Below are 16904 nucleotides of genomic sequence, written 5' to 3' on the forward strand. Positions count from 1 at the left end.
ATAATAGAATTTTTATCAATTATAAATAAGCTTACTAAGGATAAAAAAGTTACAGGTTTCTTTCCCAAAAAAACATATTGGGATCACACGGTTTAAATCCGGATTTTTCATACAGACCCTGTGCCTTAATATTGTCTTCACGTACCTCAAGATTGATTCGGCAATATCCCTGCGATTCACAATAGAAAATAATTTCATCCATTAAAAAACTGCCAACACCTTTTTGCCTGTATACCGGTGTAACAATATAATCGTGAATATTCAGCAGCTGTTTGCCCCGGAATGTGGAATAATTTATAAAGCAATTAGCCATGGCAATATACTCATTACCTGCTTTTACAAGAAAACCGCAATAATTGGGTTGCTTCATTAAATCCTGCACTACCTTGGAGGATTGTTCCGGGTAGAGCTGCCGTTTGCTGCCCATTTCGTCAATCATATACTCGCTTAACAGCTTCTTGAACGCCGTAATGTGTGACATTCGCTTTAAGTCAATCAGTTCAAAAGTTAGTTCTTTATCCATAAGCTCAAACTTTATATCGCCAGACGTCGAGTTTATATTTTTGTATTCTTGATCCTAACATTCGTTCGGTAATCAGCAATTCCGTAGCAGCTTTTGCAATATTACCTTTGGTAGCAATCAACGCATCAATAATCAGCTGCTTTTCAATTTTTTCAACCACGTACGAAAGTCCACCTTTCGAATGCGTATCGGACGATGCCGCAGTTTGTAATGTTGGTGGCAAATTGTAACTGTGAATCACATTATCAGTGGTTAAAATGCATGCCCGCTCAATCACGTTTTCCAGCTCGCGCACGTTACCCGGCCATGAATATACCATCAGCATATTTATGGCAGATGTGGTTATACGTTTAATGGATGTTTTATTGACTTTATTGAACTTGGAAATAAAATGATCCACAAGCGGCGGGATGTCGTTTCTCCTGTCCCTTAATGAAGGAAGAAACAACGGAAACACGTTAATCCGGTAAAACAAGTCCTCACGGAATGTTCCTTCCAGAATGGCCTGTTCAAGGTTCTTATTGGTGGCACAAATAATTCTTACGTTCACTTTTATGGTTTCGGTTCCACCTAAACGTTCAAATTCCTTCTCCTGCAGAATCCTTAAAATTTTAACCTGCGTGGTTAAAGGGATATCGCCTATCTCATCCAGAAATATGGTACCGCCATCGGCCATCTCAAAGCGCCCTTTTCGTTGTTTTTCAGCACCGGTAAAAGCGCCTTTTTCGTGCCCGAATAGTTCACTTTCAATAAGAGAATCTGGTAACGCGGAACAGTTCACTTTTATAAAAGGTTTTTCTTTTCTCTGACTCACCCTGTGGATGGCATCGGCCACCAGTTCCTTACCACAACCGCTTTCACCACGGATAAGTACCGAAGAATTCGTCGGCGAAACCATATCAATTAAGGAATAAACATCCTGCATTTTTGAGGAATTGCCAATCATATTACTGGGTTTACTGTCTGATCCAACCCTTTCGTGCAACACCTGGTTTTCCTTTTTCAGACGTTCGATTTCTTCCAGTCTGTCCTGGCGTACCCTCACAGCCTGTGTGATAAGAGAGCCAATAATTGACAATAAGCGTTTATCTTCTTCAATGGTAATTCTCGGATTGAATTTCCGGGTCATAGATAGTGCACCCGCGACTTTGCTATCCTGCATAATCGGCACACATATAAAGGTAAGCTCCTTTCCATCGACTGTTAAATCCTGCTTTGTTTTATTTAGGAAAAGACGCGATTTGGAAATTTCCTGCACCACAACCGGGTGGGCAGTTTCAACAACCCTGCCAATAATACCTTCTCCTAAATCATATTTACCACGGGAAGTCTGGGCAGGACTCAGCCCATGAGCTACCTCAATGTAAATCTTTGAACTCTCACGTTCAAGCACATTAAGGAAGGCACTTTCTCCGTGCAGGTATTCACACATTTTCTTCAAAATAAGGGGCAACTCTTCTGTTATCTCCCGGCTACGCATTAACTGCGTACTGATGTCAAACAAAAGAGTCAACTCCTTATATCCATAGCACTCATTGTGCGTCTTCACGCAACGTCTAACTTCCATAGCAATCAAGAATCTTTCACCTGATGCAAAGTTATCAATTTTTACAAATACTTTCTATAGAGACATCATTTTATTTTAATATAATTTTAAATGGTATCATTTTTATATTATAATTATATTTTCAATGTTATTTTGATATTTTATTCAGTGTTTTTATTATTGAAACTGGCATTTTACCATTTCATCAATCTCTTCCACACATTTTACCATTCGTTTCAGGTCAGCAGGTTCTATTTTTTTAGGTTTAATGGCCTCCAGTGAACACCATGTATGGAACCGGTTAATAAATCTGCCTTCATCAATTAATCCAAGACGTACAGGTAAATGAATGGAAGTCGCTCTGAGCATCGCTGAAATCGAACCATGTTCCACAACCTCGTCATATTTCATCAATACAGCGGATAACATAGCCTCTGCAGACATACAAATCATATTATACGCCACCTCGGGACCAAGTTTTGCCTTATCAAAATCCATTTTCTGAAGCTTATGCAGGTATGCTTCCCCTTCTCTATAAACAGAAATTATATTGTCCATACAAATTATTTTAAAACATTACATCCTTATTTACAACCTCTTAAGTAAAAAGATTATGATATACATTCATGACATGATTATCGCTTAAAATTGTACGGGTGCTCATCGCTATGTCACGGATACCACGCATAATCATCATTAGCTGAATAGAATTCAGGATAATTCCCCTGTCTTTAAAAAAACTCTCCACTGAAGCCTTTCCTGAATGTTTTCCAAATACAATACGATTTTGTTTTTTCCCAACTACCGATTCATCAAAGGGCTGATATGTCAGTTTGTTTTTTAATATGCATCTGGTATGAATGCCTGTTTCATGCGAGAATGCATTTTCTCCTACGATTGGTTTTGAAGGATGGAGCTGAATATTTGAACGTTCAGCTACCAGTTGCGATAATTCACTTATGACTGAAAAATTATAGGGTCCTGAAGGTATTAATGCCTGATTCATCCCCATTACTACCTCTTCGATTGCTGCGTTTCCGGCCCTTTCACCCAATCCGTTAACAGTTCCGCTTATGCTGTTTGCCCCACTCATTAAAGCAGTTATAGCATTAGCTGTTGCCATTCCCAGATCATTATGTGGATGGAATTCAAAATCTCCAGATGGAAATGTTTCCCTCAAACTTCCAAATAATTCACTCACCATTACGGGATTCATCACGCCAACAGTATCTGCAATCCGAACCCTTTCTGCTCCAAGGTTAAACGCTTTTTCAACGAACGATTGCAGAAATGGATACTCAGCCCTTGATGCATCCTGTGCACCAATATATACTCTGTCAAATTTATTCAAAGCATAGGGTAAAAGATAGTCCATAGAATCGAGTACCCAGGCAGGACTTTTATCCATAGCCATTAAATGCAGGTGCGATACAGGAAATGAAATATTCACTGCATCCACTCCGGATTTTTCAGCCATATCTATATCGTACTTCATGGCACGGCACCATGCTATGCTAATGAATCCCCGTTTCATTGCCACTATCGCCTGCATATCCGCAACTTCTTCATCTCCCATAGCAGGTGTTCCGATCTCCAGCTCTTCAATGCCTAAAGCATCAAGTTTTGCTGCTATTTCCAGTTTGTCCGGTTGAAAGAAAACAACTCCGGGAGCCTGTTCACCGTCCCGTAGCGTGGTATCAACCAGGTATTTTCTCTCCTTAACCATTGATTGTGATTTATGATTGATTTTCATGTACTGTGACCTTGTAAAATCCGGTCAGCAAAAGAGACTTTAAATTCTTAATTTCTAATTCAATATCATTTAGCCAAGCAGTTCAATCACTAATGTCATTTCGTTTGATAATAACAAATAGTTAGGAATATGAATTTAATCCTCCGATTCCGATAACCATCGGAACCACCTCCTTTTTCAAAGGAGGACAATTCCATTAGTTTGCTTCGATTCCCCCTTTAGAAAAGGGGTGCGAAGCGGGGGATTTATTAATCAAACGGCTGTCCATAATATTAAAAGCCTCCTTTGCTTTCCGGTTCACATAAATCACAATTTTAATCGGCAATTAAATATTCTTCTACTGCTTCCCCTTCTTCCAAAGCGTCCAGTATTTCATCAATACGTTCTTCGGTAATTCCGCCATACCAAAGGTTCATTGGCTGTATGACCATTACCGGTCCCTGAGAACAAACATTCAAACATGCGGTAGATGTAATAGCCACATCAATTCCTCTGTCAGCACATTCTTCCATAATGTACGGTATAAAATCTTTCGCACCGTTTTTGTTGCAGTATCCCTGTGCATCTCCTGCTACCCTGTATGAGTTGCACACTAAAATCTGATATTCAGGCTTCTTCATTTTATAAGCTTTAAATCGTGTTATTTATTTTTTATTATCTTTTTCAAAATCAACCACAACCGGTTCCTGTTCCGGCACACTCACTACCACAGCTAAATGCATCCCGTTTTTTAACGCATTTAAGTTCTTTCCCTTTATAAACAGAATCCAATCCTTCATCAATTAAACCACTCATTTCTATGATCTCCAATCCTGATTTACTCAGGTATTTATAGGGTGATGATCCTACACCACCAACCAGAATAGCCCTACAATCAGAAAGCGTATCTGCTAAATCAGTCCAGCGTTGAATACCTGTGCCACGATTCGGGGTTACTCTTTGTTCAATCATGCGATATCCTGACGGTGTTTCCGAGAAAATATAAAGGCTTGATGCTTCACCCAGATGCTGATTGACCAGCATACCTTCATGCGAGGCCACAGCCACATATTTGCGGTTTTTATCTTCTTTAGGTTTCATGGCGAAATCACGAATCATTTGGGTGGCTTCTGCAATATCTTTTCCAAGTAATCCGGCAGCATCGGCACGACAGCGCGCGCAATGTGTCATAGGTTTCAGATACATGCCGATCATTTTACGTACATCCCTCATCAGTTCTTTTGAAGGTTCTTCCATATCTTCAAAAGGCGTATCCTTAACAGGATAAAGAGGAATGGCATTCTGCGTATCAGCCCCCATCTCAGCCATGCGTTTACTGAGTTCAGGAATATGAAAATCATTCATTCCAGGCATGACAATAGTATTGATCTTTACTGTTATACCTTTCTCCTTTAATAACCTGACGGCCTCCAGCTGTTTTTCCAACAAAAGTTCTGCAGCCTGTTTTCCCCTGAAAATTCTTTTTTCATGCCTGACCCAACTGTAAACCGGTTCGGTAATTTCGGTATCAATACCGTTAATGGTAATTGTTACATGACCAACTCCAAGCTCAGCCAGCTCATCAATATAAGGTGAAATATTCAACCCGTTGGATGACAGACAGGCAATCATTTCAGGCAATTCCTGCTTCATTAAACGCAGGGTTTCCATGGTGAGTTCCGGTGTGGCAAAAGGATCACCCGGACCGGCAATACCTGCCACAGTTATTTGCGGATGTTTGGATGTTAATGCCTTCAAATAATCAACAGCCTGAGCCGGCGATAAAACCGATGATGTTACCCCCGGACGTGATTCATTCACACAGTCGTGGTCGCGGTTGCAATAGTTACACTGAATATTGCATTTTGGTGCCACCGGCAGATGTACCCTCCCGTACTTTCCTTTGGCCTCTTTGTTAAAACATGGATGTTTTTCGTTCATTTCTGCTCGTTTTTACCTGTTAATGAATCTAGCTTCTATACCGATTATGAATTTGTCAGAGTCATCATTTCGCTTCGTTTATTATGACTTACAAATTCTATATCGGCATAATCCCATTCTTAAAATGATATTCTAATAGCTTAATCATTTTCAAAATTGCATTACATATACTTATAGCCCACCGGACTGTTATCTTGTTTGTACTCTATAATTGCGTTAGTGATCAAATCGAAAAGATTGTGTGTCCCCTTGTAACCAAGATGCAGTATACGTTGTCCACCTACCCTGTCGTGAACCGGAAAACCAATCCGCACAATAGGAATGCTGAGTTCCCGGGCGATATAATAACCTTTGCTATGACCAATGATGATATCCGGTTTAATTTCACGCGCTCGTTCCGCCATGGTTTCAAAGTCGCCACCAGTAAGTACCAGAGAGTTTTCGGTTCCCTTGTGTTCCCTTACCCTCTTTTCGAATAACTTACTCTCTCCACCACTGGCAATGATTACAGGATCTATTCCGATCTCGGTCAGAAAAGCGGTCAGTGCAATTACAAAATCCTCTTCACCATAAATCATGGCTTTTTTGCCAAACAGATATTTATGTCCATCTACGTATGCATCAATTAAACGACCCCTTTCTTTGGCGATTTCTTCGGGAATATCATTACCCGAGATCTGCCTGAGTGTTTCAAAATAGGTATCGCTGTTTTTAATGCCTATGGGAAACGGAATTCTGAATCCCGGAATATCAAATTGTTTTTCGAGAATATCACCGGCAGATGTCACCGAATGATCGCCGGAAACCCTCCCTGATAAGCGTCCTTTATTCAGCACCTCTCCAAACTGAATGAATGTTTTGGCACTTCCGGCATCAGCGATGTCTGCAATTTTAGTTCCGCCTTCAGGGAGCAGTTTGTACTCATCCCAATGCGGGTTATCCATGGTTTCAGAATAGTCAGGCAACAGCACGTATGGCATCCTGAATTCACGCATTACCTCTTTCATATAGCGCAAATCGCCGGGAGACATAAAACCTGCCAAAAGCACCGTTTTGCCATTGGGTTCACCTTTTACGGCATATTGCTTTACGGCAGCTGCCACAGCCTCATGGAAGCCATCTGCATGGCTCCCTTGATAGCTGGGCGTTTGAGCATGGATATAAGTTGTTTTATCTGATTCACCACATTCGCGGGCATAATCCTGAAGCGCACCGTCCACATCATCGCCGATGGTTTCGCTGAGGCAAGTTGTGGAAATTCCCACTACTTTTGGATGATACTGTTTTTTAATGTTATCCAAAGCACGTTTCAGGTTTTGCCCACCGCCAAATATGGTTGATTCCTCGGTAAAGTTGGACGAGGCAATGTCCATTGGTTCTTTAAAATGACTGATAAGATAGCGCCTTACATATGTGGCACATCCCTGCGAACCATGAATGAGTGGAACACAGCCTTCAATACCTTTAAATGCTAGGCTTGCGCCAAGTGGCGCACACATTTTACAAGCATTTCGTGTGGCTACAAACGAATCTTTTTTCAGCAGTGTTTCCATGATTATTTCCTCCCTCTTTTAGTAAACTGCCAAACCGGACTCATAGCAGTGGCATGAACCTCTTTGGTAAAATTCAACATTCCTTCGTATCCGGCCAGTGCCTCTTTACGCTCGTGGTTATGATCGCAAAAACCTAATCCGAGTTTATGGGCAATAGGCCGTTCCTTAACACCGCCGATAAATATATCAGCCTCTTTTTCTTTCACGAATTCAGAAAGCTCCACCGGGTTGGAATCATCCACCAGAATGGTTCCTTCGTCGCATAATTCCTTCAGTAAATTGTAATCTTCCTTGTTGCCGGTTTGCGATCCTACCACCACGGTCTTAATACCAATCAGGCGAAGCGCTTTTACCAGCGAAATAGCTTTAAAAGCACCACCGACGTAAATGGCAGCTTTCTTTCCCTGCAAAGCATTTTTGTATGGCTGCAAAGCAGGCAGCAGGTCCTTAAGTTCATCCCGAACCACCTGACGTGCGTTTTGCATCAGTTGTTCCGATTTGAAAAAGCCTGCAACTTCATACAGTGCGTCCGACATATCTTCGATTCCGAAATACGAAACCTTCATAAACGGCACGCCGTATTTTTCTTTCATATGTTTTGCCAGATGGATCATGGAACCGGAACATTGAACCACATTAAGAGAGGCTTTATGCGCGTTCCTGATCTGATCGATCCGTGCATCGCCAGTAATGGTTGCGACAATATTCACACCCATTTTGCGGTAATATTCCTGCAGTATCCATAGTTCACCTGCCAGGTTAAAATCTCCAAGTATGTTAATGCTGAATTCAGGAACCTCTTCATCCATGGTTCCCACCAGTTTAGCCAGTGCATCGCAGGCCACTTTGTAACCGTCTTTTTTAGTTCCGTTAAAACCTTCGGACTGAACCGGAAGCACATCGATACCCTTTTCTCTGGAAACCCGTTTACAAATAGCTTCCACATCGTCGCCAATAACGCCGACAATACAGGTACTGTAGACAAATGCTGCATTTGGCTTATACGCGTCAATCAATTCAATAAGTGCGGAATAAAGTTTGGGTTCACCACCGAACACTACATCTTTTTCCCTTAAATCTGTAGTAAAACTTAACCGGTGAATTTCACGCCCGGACGACAACGCCCCGCGAATGTCCCAGGTATAGGCTGCACAGCCTACCGGACCGTGGATTAAATGCAGGGCATCTGTAATTGGATAAAGCACTACCCTTGATCCGCAAAATACGCACGCCCGCTGACTAACTGAACCTTCCAGACTTTTTTTGCCGCATTCAAGGTCAACCTCTCTGGTGCGTTCAATAGTGGCAACCTGTCGCTTCCTTTCTTCTAATAGTGCCATTGTGTGTGATTTATGTGATTTATGTTTTGTTTGAAAACCAGGCAGGGTCTATAGCCCCTGAACCCTGCCCGGCAAACAAACCGCATTGCATAACTATCGTTGTTACATTACGAGTTCAAATTTTTCTTCAGCACAGGTTGCATCCTGTCTGTCCATTAATACCTGAAGTATTTTCTCCAGCAACCTGATACCTCCCATATAGCCTACTGTCGGGAAATAACTGTGACCTACACGGTCCATGATAGGGAATCCGTAACGAACGAAAGGAATATTCTCGTCCCTGGCAATATATTTCCCGTAGGTATTACCGATAATCAGATCCACACCTTCATCCTTAATCCATGAATGCATCTGGAACATATCAGCACGTTCGCCGTTCAGATATTTTGCTTCAGGTACTTTTTCAGAAAGTATATCTTCCATCCGTTTTTTGAAGCGTTTTCCCGGTGTTCCGGAAACAATGTAAACCGGTTTCATTCCAAGGTCAACAAGGAATTCAGTTAACGGGACTAGCTGATCCGGATCACCCCAGAGGGCCACTCGTTTTCCAAATAAATACTGTTGCATATCGGCAGCCATATCAACTAACCGGCCACGTTCTACTGAAACAGTATAAGGAATGGAAACCTTGGCAGCTTTCGAAAGTTCCTGGATAAAACGGTCCGTAGCTTTTATACCTATCGGCAAATCGCCAACGGTGAATTTCACCTTACATTTATTTTCAAGATGGATGGCCGCATCGCGTGTACTCCATTCCCCAAGGCCAACGGTAAACATAGAGTCGCCCATGGATGCCATTTCCGGAATTGTGGTTCCACCGGCAGGATACATAATGTGCTTACCGGTCATCGGTGCATCCAGTACATCGGATGTATCCGGCAACATTACCGATTTTACCCCCAACATACCTGTCATACGTTTTATCTCACGCATATCAGCCGGTTCACACCAGCCCGGTATAATATTTACCTGGCGCTTTTTCTCTCCGGTATTATAGGCAAAATAGTCTATAAAGCCCTTTATCATATTGGCGTAACCCGTAACGTGCGATCCCACATAACTTGGCGTAGAGGCATAAACCACATGTTTTCCTTCGGGCACTTTACCATCGTCTCTGGCTTTTCCAACAATCTGGGCAAGGTCGTCACCAATTGTTTCCGACAAACATGTAGAGTGAACAGCTACAATATCCGGTTCATAAATGGTGAAGATATTATCCAGCCCCTGTAGCAGGTTTGCCTGGCCTCCAAACACTGAGGCACCTTCGGTAAATGAACTGGTAGATGCCATGACAGGCTCTTTATAATGCCTTGTGAGGGCACTACGGTGATATGAACAACATCCCTGAGAACCGTGACTGTGAGGCAGACAACCGTGCACTCCAAGTGCAGCATACATTGCCCCAACAGGCTGACAGGTCTTTGCCGGGTTAATAGTTAACCCTTTCCGCTCTATCGTTTCCGATGCTTTTTTTGTATGTCTTAATAACATGATTTCTGATTTTTAAATTATTCTACAACAACACTTCCCACAATCTCCGGCTCATGTTTCCATGGCGCATCAATCAGTTTCCACACGTCAGTAGTAATCATTCGTTCTATTTCACGATAGAAGTTGATGGCACCTTCGAATCCGGCATAAGGTCCTCCATAATCGTAACTATGAAGCTGCTTCATTGGGATTCCGTGTTTCTGGATCACATATTTCTCCTTAATACCGGCACAGAAGATATCCGGTTTAACCATCTCGAGCAGTTTTTCTGTTTCGTGGTGTGAGATATCATCGATAATCATGGCATTTTTATCCATTTCAGGCATCATTCCATTGTAATCGCGGAATTCGTATCCTTTGGCCGCAAGCTCTTCCTTTCTTTTCTGCAGCTCTTCGCGGTACATCTTTTCATCCTTGCTGACTACCAAATCCTCGATGTTTCGTGTATCGGCATCAATTTTTATAGTCGGTATTACCGAACGACCCTCGTAGTCGTCGCGGTGAGCAAACTCGTAACCGGCAGCAATTGTACGCATTCCCATTTCGGCAAACAGTTCCTGATAGTGGTGAGCCCTTGAACCACCTACAAACATCATGGCTGTTTTACCCTCCAGTTTCGGGCGAACCTCATCCAAAACAGCTTTAACTTTCGCCATTTCACGTTTTATAAGTGCTTCCGTTGCAGCTATCATATCTTTATCACCAAAATATTCAGCCAGTTTCCTCAAGGATTTTGCAGAGGCTTCAGCTCCAATAAAATTGACTTTGAACCAGGGAATACCATATTTTTTCTCCATCATATCGGCAATGTAGTTGATGGATCGGTGACACATCACCATGTTCAAATCTGCCAGATGCGATGTTTCATAACTTTCAATGGTTGAGTTTCCACTAAATGTTGCCATCAGAGAAACACCCATTTCTTCAAAATAATCTTCCAGAATAAAGGCATCACCACCAATGTTATATTCACCCATCAGGTTCACCTGGAATTTACCTTTGCGTTCAGTCTTATCAGAAATACCGACAACTTCCTGGAAAATCTTGTTATTGGCAATATGGTGACCGGCACTCTGACTTACACCGCGATAACCTTCACAGGAGAACCCGAAAATATTAATGCCCAGTTCTGCTTTCATCTCACGGCATACAGCATGAATATCATCACCTATCAAACCTACAGGACAGGTTGAAAATACACTGATAGAATGCGGATGAAACAATTCAAAAGCATCGCGAATGGCATCTCTTAGTTTTTGCTCTCCACCGAATACGATATTGGAATCCTGCATATCGGTAGAAAAAGCATATGTTATGTAGTTTGGATCATCCGGTGTTGGCGGATTGGTCTGGTTACGGCGAGTCAGCCATGCATAGAAGCTACACCCTATCGGTCCGTGAACAATATTTACCACATCGCGCGAAGGTCCAAGAATAACCCCTTTACAACCTGCATAGGTACAACCACGCTGCGTAATGATACCCGGAACGGTACGAACGTTAGCCTGCACTTCGGGTACACTATCAGGATCGTTGGCGACAAATCCTTTGGCTCTTTTCTTGGCTACCTTTCTCGGATATTTTTTCAATATCTCTTCTTTCAACTCCTCTGGGTCTGGCAGCACTACCTTGTCTAATTTTTTTATTTCATCTTTTGACATAACTTCTGTTTTTTATGGTGAAGTGTTAATCCAGGACCGAATCGCCCCGTTCTCCTGTTCGTATCCTAATTGAATCCACTTCCGGTGTCACAAAGATTTTTCCGTCACCCGGAGATTTGGTACAATTAACTTTCATAATGGTATCGACAACCAGTTTTACCTTGTTATCGGGCACTGTCACTGTAAGCACCCTCTGGGGTCTGAGGCGTGGTTCTTTGCCGAGGTGCTCGATGGCTTCAGGAACATCTTTCCTTGCAGCGTCCATTACTTTAGCATCCCAGAATCCTTTACCTCTTCCAAAGGCATTTCCTGTAGCCGTCATTGATGTAATGCCGGCTGCAGAGAGTGCTCTCTTTGTTTTATTCATCATGTTGATGCGAATTATGGCCATTACCGATTTCATAGTTGTTCAGTTTAATGGTTATAATTCCTTGGTTCCGCGGCTGATGGTATAAGCTTCCTCTACCGGCATCACAAATATTTTACCGTCACCATAAGCGCCACCGCCATCTGAGCGGGCTGATTCCATGATGGTGTTGATCGCAAACTCCTTATCATCGTCCTTAACCACAATCATTAACATTTCTTTCGGCAACTCGTCGTATGTAACATCACCGATTTTTATACCACGCTGTTTACCACGTCCTACAACAGGAATTTTAGTCACAGCCACATAACCTGATTCAAAGAGTGCTTTCATCACTTTAGATGATTTCTCTGGTCTTACAATTGCACGTATCATTAACATATCCGGTTCCTCCAATATTTATTAGTTAGCGATTCCAAAGTCGATTAATAATTTTTCCAGTTTATCCATTGGTAATGGCGTTGGAATAACGAACATCTCGTTATCATCAATGGCTTTTGCCAACGCGCGATATTCGTCAGCCTGTGGATGCTCCGGTGCATGTTCAATCACAGTTTTACGGTTAATTTCCGCATGCTGAACCATGTTATCACGTGGCACAAAATGAATCATCTGAGTGCCTAACTGGCGGGCCAGCTCCTCAATCATTGCCGATTCATTGTCAACCTTACGTGAGTTACAAATCAAACCGCCTAAACGAACAGAACCGTTCTGTGCATATTTCTGGATACCTTTACAGATGTTATTGGCAGCATACATTGCCATCATCTCACCTGAAACAACAATGTAAATTTCCTGTGCTTTACCATCACGAATTGGCATTGCAAATCCACCACATACAACATCACCAAGTACATCATAGAATGTATAATCTGTTTCAAATTTTTCATCCCATGCTCCTAACTGCTCCAACAGGTTAATAGATGTAATAATACCACGACCGGCACATCCTACACCTGGTTCAGGACCTCCTGATTCAACACATCTTGTTCCTCCGTAACCAAGTTTGATGATATCATCCAATTCCACATCTTCACCTTCTTCACGTAGAGTATCCAAAACTGTTTTTTGTGCTAATCCGCCCAATAACAATCGGGTAGAATCTGCTTTGGGGTCACATCCTACAACAATTACATTTTTGCCCATTTCAACTAAGCCTGCAACTGTGTTTTGAGTAGTGGTTGATTTTCCGATACCACCTTTACCGTAAATCGCAATCTTTCTCATTTTTTTCATGTCAACTCTTTTTAGAAATTTTTTATTTGCGAACCTCCATTGCGATATGCATGCCATATTTTATAAAAACATGTTTTTTAGCATGTTTTTATTCGCTCAAACGACTGATATATTGGGGAATATTTTTTATTCAACTTTTTTGGCACAGGAAATCCCACAAACAAAAAATCCTACATAATTGTAGGATACAACGGGTCGTTATACGAAAATGTAGGCTTATTAAACTAATGATCCGATGATATAAATTTCATCGGACCGGCAATATTCAACCACACCTTCAGCGTGGGTATTCACTACGTTCATCAACCTGACATTGCATGTCAGGTTGTAGTCAGAGAGGCTTTCAGCCTCAGTTATACACATTCTACAGGTCAACTCAAGTCTGAAGGACTGAGCGACCTTAACCCGGTACGAAGTGCCGGGTGCTGGCTGACGTGCCGGATCAGCCTGTAGGAATAACTGAAAGAGCAAGCTATTAAACAAATTAGTACATTACGTTAAAGTATGCATCCTGCATAATTCCTTCTTTCTGTTAACAACCCGGTCTGAAGGACTAAGCGGACTTAACCCGGTACGAAGTGCCGGGTGCTGGCTGGTGTGCCGGATCAGCCTGTAGGGCTGACTGAAAGAATAAGCTATTAAACAAATTAGTACCTTACGTTAAAGTATGCATCCTGCATAATTCCTTCTTTCTGTTAACAACCCGATCTGAAGGACTAAGCGGACTTAACCCAGTACGAAGTGCCGGGTGCTGGCTGGTGTGCCGGATCAGCCTGTAGGGATAACTGAAAGAGCAAGCTATTAAACAAATTAGTACATTACGTTAAAGTATGCATCCTGCATAATTCCTTCTTTCTGTTAACAACCCAGTCCAAAGGACTGAGCGACTTTAAACCGGCACGAAGTGCCGGGGTTGATGGCCCGTGCGCCAATTCAGCCCGTAGGGCTGACTGAAAAACTTGACAACTTCACCTGAATGTATTAACTTTAAAAACACCTTAAAATTCTAAACCATGAGTCAGTCATTATCACAGATTTATGTTCATCTTACATTTGGCACTAAAGAAAGGCATCCTTATATCAAGGATCAGGTAAAACACAGATTACATCAATTTATCGGCGGAATATTACGATCACAGGAATCTCCGTCTGTCATAATTAATTCCGTGCCAGATCACATTCACATACTGTTTAAACTTTCAAAAAATTATGCCCTTACGGATGTAATTAAGGAGGTAAAAGCGCGTTCATCAAAATGGCTAAAGGACTTTGGAGGTGATTATTCTACATTTACGTGGCAAAGAGGTTATGGTGCATTCTCGGTGAATTACATGAATCTGGAAAAAGTTATTAATTACATTAAAGATCAGGAGAGCCACCACAAATACAAATCGTTTAGAGAGGAAGTTGAGGAATTCGTTAAACAGTTCAATATTATCAACTACGATCCTGAATACTTCTGGAACTGAATTCCAACCACGCCTTCAGCGTGGGTATTCGCTACGCTCTTCAACCTGACATTGCATGTCAGGTTGAAGTCAGAGAGGCTTTCAGCCTCAATTATACACATTCTATAGTTCAAAGCATAGTCTGAAGGACTAAGCGACCTTAACCCGGTACGCAGTGCCGGGTGTTGGCTGGCGTGCCGGATCAGCCTGTAGGGCTGACTGAAACCATATACTAATTTATTATCCCTGATGTTCTTTATTGAGCAAATCAAGAACCGTTTTTACAGGATTAAATGTTGTGGCAGGTACTTCAACAAATGCCGTATTCCAGTCACTCATAGCTCCATTCCATAATCCGGGTAACTCCATCGCTTTCAAGACTTTTCCGCCCTGAGATTTCTCTGCAATAAAACCCGTATCAGGATCTCTGTATGTCATCAGATCGAATTTGTTTCCTTTAAAATCCCTGACCCCACAAACAAGGTCCGTAATATTGGCATATTGCGACGATCTCAGAATATCTATCTGTGCCGGGTTATCCAGGTTAACCTGTGCTGTTTCTACCAACTGTAGGCTTTCTGAACCATCAGGATGCTTCACCCAGAACGGGCCACCACCGGTATTGCTGCTTTGGATCACCCCACAAATTCTCAATGGCCTGTTAAGTTTAGTGTACAAAAAAGCCGCCCTTTCCTTTTCACTCAACTCATTAAATAAACCTGGTATTTTATACCCCAGTTTTGTATCCATGAAATGCAGGATTTCTTTTTCCATGTCTCCCTCAATTGACTGGGAATTATTAAGTATCCTGCAATAGTCAAATATTTTTCCCTGAATGTCAATCAATACACCACCCAGAGCTTTTTTATAATCAATGGTATCCTGAATTAGCCACTGTGCAGCAACATTGTCAATATTCTTGATAAAGATGATATCTGCATCAATAGCATCCAGATTCTTTAACAGTGCGCCATGGCCTCCCGGACGGAATAATAATTCTCCATTTTCTTTTCTGACCGGTTGATTATCAAGATCAACAGCAATAGTATCCGTAACCTTATCCTGTATGGAAAAAGTAATCTCATAATGCTTATTAAACTGTTTTTCCAGTACGGGAACTGATTTTGCCAGATATGATTTGATGAGATCCATATGTTCCTCTGAAACCGTAAAATGTAAGGAAACCTTATTGTCTGATCCGGAACAATATAACGAACCTTCTACCAAATGTTCATCAATGGCTTTAGACGTATTCCCATCGGTATACTTATGAAACGTCAATAAAGCTTTAGGTAAGTTTCCGTAACTAAGTCCATCATCCGATAATAAAAGTTCAACTACTTTCTTATCCTTGTTTTTTATGAGATTATCTGCCTCATCTCCCAACAGAGCTTTTAATTCTTCTGAAAATGCGAAACGGCCAATTCCGCTAAAAAAAGCCTGCACATCCTTGTCATCACTGCTGACCTGTCCTTCAAGAAAGTTATAAAGGTTTTTAAACATCCTGCTTGCAGCTCCTGATGCAGGAACAAACTTCACCAGTTGCCTGCCTTCACTTTCAGTTTCATATTTTGCAATATATTGTTTCAATTCATCAGCGGATAGTTTATAAAGTCCGTTTCCCTCTGAAATAGTGCTGTATAATTTAATATCGGGAAACCCGTTTACAAAACGATCCAATTGAGAGGTTACTTCTTCCGGCTGTTTACCAAGTGCTTTTATCTGAGCCAAATCCTGCGGAGCAAATTCCATGTTGTCAAAAAATTTATGAGGTAATAATTAAGAAATCGCTTAAAAAAAGCGATTCAATTCGTTATGGATACAAAGATATATTATTCAAATGTTTGATAAAACCGGATCGCTATTTATATTAATCTTTCAACCACACTTTCAGCGTGGATATTCACTTCGTTCATCAACCTGACATTGCATGTCTGGTTCGGTGCAGAGAGGCTTTCAGCCTCAAATTAAATAATATACCCGTTGAAAAAACAATCCGAAGAACTGAACTATTTTAACGGGTGTGTGTATAAAGAAATAGGACGCCGGATCAGAATGAAGAGCTG

At 41.6% G+C, this 16904-nt stretch carries 16 protein-coding genes; 1 reads left to right on the forward strand and 15 read right to left on the reverse strand.

The window, feature by feature from the left end; genetic code table 11:
- Positions 1–49: 49 nt before the first annotated feature.
- The 14 genes from ACE01N_RS11585 to ACE01N_RS11650 form a co-directional block, all read right to left on the reverse strand.
- Positions 50–523, reverse strand: coding sequence for a GNAT family N-acetyltransferase (locus ACE01N_RS11585; RefSeq protein WP_380588798.1), 474 nt, complete (start codon positions 521–523; stop codon positions 50–52).
- A gap of 4 nt (positions 524–527) precedes the next feature.
- The gene (locus ACE01N_RS11590) at positions 528–2090 is read right to left on the reverse strand and encodes a sigma-54-dependent Fis family transcriptional regulator (RefSeq protein ID WP_380588802.1); all 1563 of its coding nucleotides are present in this window, start codon (positions 2088–2090) and stop codon (positions 528–530) included.
- Between the two features lie 156 nt (positions 2091–2246).
- On the reverse strand, positions 2247–2627 hold the full coding sequence (locus ACE01N_RS11595; RefSeq protein WP_380588805.1) for a hypothetical protein: 381 nt from the start codon (positions 2625–2627) through the stop codon (positions 2247–2249).
- A gap of 40 nt (positions 2628–2667) precedes the next feature.
- Entirely contained in the window at positions 2668–3795 is a 1128-nt protein-coding gene (locus ACE01N_RS11600; protein ID WP_380588808.1) for a homocitrate synthase/isopropylmalate synthase family protein, read from the reverse strand.
- Between the two features lie 341 nt (positions 3796–4136).
- Positions 4137–4442 carry a (2Fe-2S) ferredoxin domain-containing protein gene (locus tag ACE01N_RS11605; protein WP_375729868.1) on the reverse strand — a complete coding sequence of 102 codons (306 nt, stop codon included), beginning with the start codon at positions 4440–4442 and terminating at the stop codon, positions 4137–4139.
- A gap of 49 nt (positions 4443–4491) precedes the next feature.
- Complete coding sequence (locus ACE01N_RS11610; protein WP_380588813.1) at positions 4492–5742, reverse strand: radical SAM protein; 1251 nt, start codon at positions 5740–5742, stop codon at positions 4492–4494.
- 161 nt (positions 5743–5903) lie between these two features.
- Positions 5904–7295 carry a nitrogenase component 1 gene (locus ACE01N_RS11615; protein ID WP_380588816.1) on the reverse strand — a complete coding sequence of 464 codons (1392 nt, stop codon included), beginning with the start codon at positions 7293–7295 and terminating at the stop codon, positions 5904–5906.
- A gap of 2 nt (positions 7296–7297) precedes the next feature.
- A complete protein-coding gene (gene nifE / locus ACE01N_RS11620; RefSeq protein WP_380588819.1) occupies positions 7298–8635 on the reverse strand; it encodes a nitrogenase iron-molybdenum cofactor biosynthesis protein NifE in 1338 nt (445 codons plus the stop codon).
- 102 nt (positions 8636–8737) lie between these two features.
- Positions 8738–10126, reverse strand: a complete 1389-nt coding sequence (gene nifK, locus ACE01N_RS11625; RefSeq protein ID WP_375729872.1) for a nitrogenase molybdenum-iron protein subunit beta — start codon at positions 10124–10126, stop codon at positions 8738–8740.
- A gap of 17 nt (positions 10127–10143) precedes the next feature.
- Entirely contained in the window at positions 10144–11787 is a 1644-nt protein-coding gene (gene nifD, locus ACE01N_RS11630) for a nitrogenase molybdenum-iron protein alpha chain (protein WP_380588821.1), read from the reverse strand.
- Positions 11788–11812: 25 nt separating this feature from the next.
- A complete protein-coding gene (locus ACE01N_RS11635) occupies positions 11813–12190 on the reverse strand; it encodes a P-II family nitrogen regulator (RefSeq protein WP_375729874.1) in 378 nt (125 codons plus the stop codon).
- An 18-nt stretch (positions 12191–12208) separates the two neighbouring features.
- Positions 12209–12529: a P-II family nitrogen regulator gene (locus tag ACE01N_RS11640; RefSeq protein WP_380588825.1), complete on the reverse strand. Its 321-nt coding sequence runs from the start codon at positions 12527–12529 to the stop codon at positions 12209–12211.
- A gap of 27 nt (positions 12530–12556) precedes the next feature.
- Entirely contained in the window at positions 12557–13390 is an 834-nt protein-coding gene (gene nifH, locus ACE01N_RS11645) for a nitrogenase iron protein (protein ID WP_375729875.1), read from the reverse strand.
- A gap of 219 nt (positions 13391–13609) precedes the next feature.
- Positions 13610–13861, reverse strand: a complete 252-nt coding sequence (locus ACE01N_RS11650) for a hypothetical protein (protein WP_380588829.1) — start codon at positions 13859–13861, stop codon at positions 13610–13612.
- A 542-nt stretch (positions 13862–14403) separates the two neighbouring features.
- Between ACE01N_RS11650 and tnpA the strand changes: the two genes are divergently transcribed.
- On the forward strand, positions 14404–14859 hold the full coding sequence (tnpA, locus tag ACE01N_RS11655) for an IS200/IS605 family transposase (protein ID WP_375729876.1): 456 nt from the start codon (positions 14404–14406) through the stop codon (positions 14857–14859).
- Between the two features lie 219 nt (positions 14860–15078).
- On the opposite strand, the gene ACE01N_RS11660 is transcribed toward tnpA, so the two are convergent.
- The gene (locus ACE01N_RS11660; protein ID WP_380588833.1) at positions 15079–16590 is read right to left on the reverse strand and encodes a DUF4301 family protein; all 1512 of its coding nucleotides are present in this window, start codon (positions 16588–16590) and stop codon (positions 15079–15081) included.
- Between the last annotated feature and the right edge of the window lie 314 nt (positions 16591–16904).

The sequence above is a fragment of the Quyinboa ferrireducens genome, from assembly GCF_042436675.1.
Lineage (GTDB): Bacteria > Bacteroidota > Bacteroidia > Bacteroidales > UBA5342 > JBHJHP01.

Bases quoted from the DNA above. Each gene is read 5' to 3' on its own strand.
- ACE01N_RS11585 (WP_380588798.1), bottom strand. From the start codon at position 523: ATGGATAAAGAACTAACTTTTGAACTGATTGACTTAAAGCGAATGTCA.
- ACE01N_RS11590 (WP_380588802.1), bottom strand. From the start codon at position 2,090: ATGGAAGTTAGACGTTGCGTGAAGACGCACAATGAGTGCTATGGATAT.
- ACE01N_RS11595 (WP_380588805.1), bottom strand. From the start codon at position 2,627: ATGGACAATATAATTTCTGTTTATAGAGAAGGGGAAGCATACCTGCAT.
- ACE01N_RS11600 (WP_380588808.1), bottom strand. From the start codon at position 3,795: ATGGTTAAGGAGAGAAAATACCTGGTTGATACCACGCTACGGGACGGT.
- ACE01N_RS11605 (WP_375729868.1), bottom strand. From the start codon at position 4,442: ATGAAGAAGCCTGAATATCAGATTTTAGTGTGCAACTCATACAGGGTA.
- ACE01N_RS11610 (WP_380588813.1), bottom strand. From the start codon at position 5,742: ATGAACGAAAAACATCCATGTTTTAACAAAGAGGCCAAAGGAAAGTAC.
- ACE01N_RS11615 (WP_380588816.1), bottom strand. From the start codon at position 7,295: ATGGAAACACTGCTGAAAAAAGATTCGTTTGTAGCCACACGAAATGCT.
- nifE (WP_380588819.1), bottom strand. From the start codon at position 8,635: ATGGCACTATTAGAAGAAAGGAAGCGACAGGTTGCCACTATTGAACGC.
- nifK (WP_375729872.1), bottom strand. From the start codon at position 10,126: ATGTTATTAAGACATACAAAAAAAGCATCGGAAACGATAGAGCGGAAA.
- nifD (WP_380588821.1), bottom strand. From the start codon at position 11,787: ATGTCAAAAGATGAAATAAAAAAATTAGACAAGGTAGTGCTGCCAGAC.
- ACE01N_RS11635 (WP_375729874.1), bottom strand. From the start codon at position 12,190: ATGAAATCGGTAATGGCCATAATTCGCATCAACATGATGAATAAAACA.
- ACE01N_RS11640 (WP_380588825.1), bottom strand. From the start codon at position 12,529: ATGATACGTGCAATTGTAAGACCAGAGAAATCATCTAAAGTGATGAAA.
- nifH (WP_375729875.1), bottom strand. From the start codon at position 13,390: ATGAAAAAAATGAGAAAGATTGCGATTTACGGTAAAGGTGGTATCGGA.
- tnpA (WP_375729876.1), top strand. From the start codon at position 14,404: ATGAGTCAGTCATTATCACAGATTTATGTTCATCTTACATTTGGCACT.
- ACE01N_RS11660 (WP_380588833.1), bottom strand. From the start codon at position 16,590: ATGGAATTTGCTCCGCAGGATTTGGCTCAGATAAAAGCACTTGGTAAA.